The organism is Erwinia sp. MYb416 (genome assembly GCF_037479575.1).
GTDB classification, from domain to species: Bacteria; Pseudomonadota; Gammaproteobacteria; order Enterobacterales; family Enterobacteriaceae; genus Erwinia; species Erwinia rhapontici.
The window spans coordinates 1-1,219 of record NZ_JBBGYT010000056.1 but is presented as its reverse complement, the minus strand read 5'-3'; the positions used below and the strand labels follow the sequence as shown (position 1 = coordinate 1,219).

Annotated in this window: 2 protein-coding genes and 1 pseudogene; 1 reads left to right on the top strand and 2 read right to left on the bottom strand. The window is 53.5% G+C overall.

Features of this window, described 5'->3' with window-relative positions; translation table 11 throughout:
• A partial coding sequence (locus WH277_RS00510; protein WP_339503741.1) for a hypothetical protein occupies positions 1–361 on the top strand: 361 nt, incomplete at its 5' end.
• Between the two features lie 152 nt (positions 362–513).
• Here WH277_RS00510 and WH277_RS00505 read toward each other — a convergent pair.
• Together WH277_RS00505 and WH277_RS00500 are read right to left on the bottom strand one after the other, a co-directional pair.
• A pseudogene (locus tag WH277_RS00505) lies at positions 514–681 on the bottom strand (integrase core domain-containing protein); the annotation flags it as partial.
• 200 nt (positions 682–881) lie between these two features.
• Positions 882–1,219 (bottom strand): SDR family NAD(P)-dependent oxidoreductase (locus WH277_RS00500; protein ID WP_339503739.1); only part of this gene is annotated, 338 nt, incomplete at its 5' end.

The window sequence follows — 1,219 nt, the reverse complement described above, 5'->3', positions numbered from 1 at the left end:
TCTGACCTCAGCATTACTGAGACCTTTCATTGCCGTATTCACTGTAACGTCCTCTCTGGCGGCCGGAATATTCAGCACGGCGGCATGGGCAGACGGTGATGGTGGCGACGGTGGTGACGGTGGCGGTGAAGGAAACGGCGGAGACGGAGGGAATGCTGGCTCTGGCAGCAACGGAGATGGCGGCGATGGCGGTAATGGAGGTGAGAACGGAGGAAACGGAGGGAACGGCGGTAATGGTGACGGATCAGGTAATGGAGGAAACGGAGGCGATGCGGGTCCTGGCGGCGTCGGCGGTCAGGGTGGCAGTGGCGGGAATGAGGGAGGACATGATGGTTCTCCCGGGATTAGTGGCGCTAAATAGTTATCCGTCTGCCGTTAACGTGGTCTGCCGGAGGTTAATTACCCCGGCGACCTCATGCATACAGACTGAGCAGACAGTAAGGCAATGCTGAGACACCGTGCTGCAGGGCCTGAACTGCGAAAGCCAGCACTGAACAAAGGGAACAGATCACTTCATTCTGGCTGCATATTCTGGCAACCGGCAGATTTTTCGGCAAATTCACAGGGCGTCATCCAGCCCGGTGCAGAATGAGGACGACTCTGGTTATAGTGTATGCGCCAGGCCCCGATTTTGCACCGTGCATCCTCCAGAGACATGAACCCGTTCTCGTTTAGACATTCCTGTCACTTCTGTTGAACGCAGATTCTGCCCCACACCGATCGCCAGGGCTACTCAGCCCTAAAGGGTTGCTTACCGGACTGAGTAGCCCTGGCTCAGGGATTAATCAATATCCTCTCCTGGCACGATGTAGACATGATGGTGCGAGTGGTCCGCTGTGAGCGAGGAGCGACGTTGAGTATTCTGCTCAACGTCACCCAGTTCAGCTCCTGGCGTTAAGATCTTCGCGAGTTGGACCTTGAAAGTAGATGCTACTTATATGGCAACTACGCGGTTGTGTCAGCACAAAACGAATCGTTTCCCAGATCGATCGTCCATTCATTAAACGTTCTCCCATTCTGGGTTGACTATCGACAGACGTATCTAACCCTGTCAATTCGAAATCCGGAGGGTACAACCCGGTAACACGGATATTTTCTTCAGATAACTGCTGTGCCAGTTTAGTTGTAAACCCGCTAAGCCCGTGTTTACTGGCGAAAAAGGCTGGGTGGGCAATAGAATCCGTAAAATTCGGGATCCCACATGAAGATATAATTGAGA